This is a genomic window from Mesorhizobium sp. M7A.F.Ca.MR.176.00.0.0, assembly GCF_004023165.1.
Taxonomy (GTDB): domain Bacteria; phylum Pseudomonadota; class Alphaproteobacteria; order Rhizobiales; family Rhizobiaceae; genus Mesorhizobium.
Genome location: NZ_RZTC01000011.1, coordinates 46424 through 50666 on the forward strand (window position 1 = coordinate 46424; position 4243 = coordinate 50666).

Annotated in this window: 4 protein-coding genes and 1 pseudogene; 2 read left to right on the top strand and 3 right to left on the bottom strand. The window is 63.4% G+C overall.

What is annotated here, in order from left to right:
• Positions 1–555: FAD-binding oxidoreductase (locus EOB59_RS36015; RefSeq protein ID WP_245486547.1), on the top strand; the 555-nt coding region annotated here is incomplete at its 5' end.
• Positions 556–654: 99 nt separating this feature from the next.
• Here the strand turns inward: EOB59_RS36015 and EOB59_RS06505 are convergent.
• On the bottom strand, positions 655–1056 hold the full coding sequence (locus EOB59_RS06505; protein ID WP_348639503.1) for a hypothetical protein: 402 nt from the start codon (positions 1054–1056) through the stop codon (positions 655–657).
• Between the two features lie 137 nt (positions 1057–1193).
• On the opposite strand from EOB59_RS06505, the gene EOB59_RS06510 reads away from it, so the two are divergent.
• A complete protein-coding gene (locus EOB59_RS06510; RefSeq protein ID WP_164895593.1) occupies positions 1194–2837 on the top strand; it encodes a 3'-5' exonuclease in 1644 nt (547 codons plus the stop codon).
• 44 nt (positions 2838–2881) lie between these two features.
• On the opposite strand, the gene EOB59_RS06515 is transcribed toward EOB59_RS06510, so the two are convergent.
• Entirely contained in the window at positions 2882–3580 is a 699-nt protein-coding gene (locus EOB59_RS06515; protein WP_128287971.1) for an SMC-Scp complex subunit ScpB, read from the bottom strand.
• Between the two features lie 2 nt (positions 3581–3582).
• A pseudogene (locus EOB59_RS06520) lies at positions 3583–4243 on the bottom strand (DUF1403 family protein); the annotation flags it as partial.

Below are 4243 nucleotides of genomic sequence, written 5' to 3' on the forward strand. Positions count from 1 at the left end.
GCCGAGTGTCTGCTCAACACCGCTGGCGCCTGGGGCGCGCGTATCGCCGCGCAGTTCGGCGAACAGGTTCCGCTCGACGCCTGCGGTCCGCAGATGGGGGTGACCGAGCCGCTGCCGCACCGGATCCTGCCAGTGGTCGGCATCTGGACCCGCGACAAGGACCATGGCGCCTATCTGCGTCAGGTCGAGCGCGGCAACATAGTCTTCGGCGGCGCGGCCGAAAGGGTAGCGGTGGACCTGGATCCGGGCCACGCCGTCGCCGATCCCATGCGCCTTCCGTTCCAGCTGCGCGCGGTCGCGCGGCTGCTGCCGGCAATCGCGCGGGTCGCAGTCATCCGCACGTGGTCCGGCTGTGAAGGTTATATCAGGGACATGCTGCCGGTCATGGGGCGCTCGGCGACGACGCCGGGCCTGTTCCATGCTTTCGGCTTCAGCGGACACGGCTTCCAGCTCGGTCCGGGCGTGGGTGACGCCATGGCCGAACTCATCACGACCGGCCGTTGCGAAACGCCGCTCGATGATTTTAGGATAGATCGCTTCAATCGCGGAGTCTGACGAAGCGAGTCGATCACTGGGCCCCTGCTTCGTTTGATGAAGAAGAACGAACGTTGCATCTGTCCGAAGGACCGCGACAGGGCGACTCTTTTCGAACGGCTAACGTCCGCTTGGAGGCGCGAAGCAGCCACTCCCACTGTCACCTTGATCCTGGCGGAGCGAAAAAGCAAAAGACGACGGTTTCGTTTGGATATAGGCAGATGAGGTGCCGTCGGGCGAGTTGAGTTGCTGACCATAAGGAATGCGAAAGCTCTGGCGCCGTGTCACCAAGCGGTGGTCACCGGGCAGCAGCACGACGGCGCAACCTTCCGGTGTTTCTCGGACAATATCGTCGGAGATCATCTGGCAGTCGCCGACCGACTTGTCGCCATTGCAACAGCTCGCCGGATACTCAAAACCACTCTGCGCCTTGTGAGCGTAGAGGGTGGGAGTAAGTGCCAGTGACGGGACTATTGCGGCCAGAGCTGCCACGGACCAACACACCAAGCTCAGCGAAGCCATCCGGACGATCCAGAGACCTGGGTTCGGAGATTATCACGGGCCTTGTTCCGAGTAACGACAGCCTGGCGATCAAACACCGATATCTCGCCTAAACCCGCTGTCGCGAAGCCGAGCGCGTTGCGGACATTTGCGCTGCCTTGATCGGCAATGTGTCGATAAAACGTGCGGGCAAGACATCCACTCCGCTGCAGGCCGGCGACATCGCGCTGCTCTCTCCAGGACACACGGAGCTGTGGCGTTACGAGCGCGCGCTTGAGCAGCGCGGCCTCGCGGTATCCTCGCAAGCCGGCCAGACTCTGATGCGGCGGCAGCAAACGCAGGACATTCTGGCGTTGCTACGGGTCCTGGCGGATTCCTCCGACACGCTGGCCTTTGGCGCGCTGATGCGAGGGCCGCTGGTGGGCCTGAGCGAACAGGAACTGCTGGACATCACCTCAGCCCTTGTCGAGCAAGCCGACGGCCAACGCTTTTTCACTGTGCGGACGGATCCCGAGCTCGTGCAGCATGCTGTCGCCAGAGATATTCTCGTCAAGTTGCAGCGGCTTCGTCGGCGCGCCTCAATCGTGACCCCAAGCTTGATCTTGGCGGAGGCCATCGAACGCCTGAATGTTCGCGTGATCATGGCAGCGCGACATCGCAACAGGAATGCCCGCGCGCTCGTCAACCTAGACGCATTGATCGAAAGGGCGCGCGGCTACTCGATCGCTGGCCTGCGCGCTTTCATTCGCGATCTGCAGGAAGATTGGGAGCGCAAGGCCCGGGCGCAGGAAGGACGCATCGATGCTGCCAAGGATGCCGTCGAGATCGTCACCATTCATAGCGCTAAGGGATTGGAGTGGCCAATTGTCATTCCGGTCAATTCGACGACCGAACTCTACCGGCCGGATCAGTTCGTGCATCGGCAGTCCGACAACACGTTGCACTGGATGCTGGGGGGCGTCGCGCCGCCGGAGCTGGCTGCAGCGCGCGCCGCGGAAAGCCTGGAGGATGCCAATCAACGTGAGCGTATCTGGTACGTGGCTTGCACGCGAGCACGGGATCTCCTGATCCTTCCCCACATCCCCCAGGCGTCCAAAGATTCCTGGTTCAGCTCGATAGACCTGCGTCAGCTGGACATCCCTGAGCTGGACCTTACGTCCTTTGCGCGGCGCGAAATGCCGGCACCGGCGTCTCTGACCAACGAGCAGTCTTCTGATATTTTTGCCGCCGAGCAACGGTGCGTCGAGGAAAGCGCGCCGCCGATAGTGTGGCGCCGGCCCAGCGAACATGATCCCGATCGACTCGGCGATCCCCTCGAGGGCGTCGTAACTTCGGAGAGCCACATTGAGTATTTCGAGGTGGTGGGTGCCGGCGCCCGCCGCGGCGTCATCCTTCACAAGCTGATGGAAGAGCTTCTTACCGGTGAGCTCGCGGGAGAACTCGGTGCAAGCGTTGACCGCGCTCGCGAACTGCTCAATCAATTGGTGACCGACGTAAATGACGATGAACCTCAGCCCGATCCTTATGAGATGGGAGCAGCGGCGCTCCGCGGGCTCGCTTTGCCGCAGATTGCCGAACTGCGGCCTCACCTTGTGCCCGAAATCGCAATCTGGGGGCGCGACGAGGCGAGCCTTATTGCCGGGCGGGCCGACGCTTGGCGATCATCGAAGACCGTGTCGACGCTGCCATCGATTGGAAATCCGACGTCCATCCCGCACTTGCTGTGCGCGAAGCACATGTGCGGCAGCTGCGTGACTACCTGTCTGCGACCGGTGCCGTGCGTGGCGCAATCGTCTATCTGACAAGCGGCGAGATCACGTGGGTTGTCCCGCCGTGACGGGATCATCTATTCGTAGAGGAAGCCGTTGGCGCCATCTTCTTCGACATCTGCAAATCCTGGGATGATGTTTCCGGCGAGGAGCTTCTCCTTCGACAGCAACCCGGCGTCCTCAAGCGCCTCGAAATCTGGCAGCTGGCGCAGCGTGTCGAGCCCGAACTGCGAGAGAAAATTTCTGGTCGTCACATAGGTGTAGGGCGCGCCCGGCTGCGGCGAGCGCGGCCCCGAGGCGATCAGATCTTGCGCGCGCAGCACGCCGATCAAATCGCGCGACACCTCCTTGCCAAAAAAGCTCGACAGTTCGCCACGCGTGATCGGCTGGAAATAGGCAATGCACATCAAGACCAGCGCCTCCGATTGCGTCAGCTCCTTTGCCCCCTCTCCCGCCGCCGTGCCAAAGGCGGAGCGGATGACGTCTCCAAAGGCCTTCTTGGTCCGGTGCTGCCAGCCGCCGGCGACCGCGACCAGTTCGTAGGGGCGGCCGGCAAGTTCGGCGCGGATATCGTCGATGACCAGCTCAAGATTGCAATTCCTTCCCACCACCCGCGCGAGGACACTGCGTCTCACCGGTTCATTTGCGGCAAAGATCACCGCTTCGACGCGGCCCATCCATTCGCGCCAGCGCAGTTCTGGCGGCAGGTGCTCCAGCTCGGTATCCAGCAAAGCTGGCTGACCGTTTGGCTTGCGGCGGGCAGACGCTTCGCTCATCGCTACAACCCAAACAGCCGAAAGGTGGTGCGGCCGGAAAGCTCGCGCACGGCATCCAATTGTTGCAGCCGCTCGAACAGGCGTCGCGCCGCAAAGCGGGACAGGCTTTTCGTCGTCAGCGAGCCCGAAACGGCGTCTTCGTTGAGCAGCGCAAAAATCACCTCGCCGGCACCCTTGGCGCGCAATTTTGGAGCCACCACCAGAAGTTTTTCGGCGCGGCGCGACAGCTCGGCGGCCAGCCGGCAGGCGTCTGCCCCCGCCGCCACCAGCGCCAGGCAAACCGCCCGCTCAAAATTCTCGTCCCCGGGTCGGATGCGCCTGCCGCCGGCCTCGCCGCGAAAGACCGAAGCAAAAACCTTAGCCATCAGCAGCGGCAGCGGCCGCGGCCAGCGCAGGCTTTGCGCCAGCACCAGGTCAGCGAGCCACCAGGCAAAAAGCTCGCAGTCGGGCCGCATGGCGACGACGTGAGCGGCGATCGCCGCGGCGGCGAACGGCGCCGGCCGCTGCGACTTTGCCAGGTTATCGACCTCCGTGCAAAGCGCGGCAAGCGCGGCACCGTCCCAGTGGAGTCCGAGCATCTCGACGATCCTGGCGAAACGGTCGGCGGTGACGGGCGGCTGCCCGGACAGCTGTCGCCAAGCGCCAAGGATGGCGCCGGCGGGA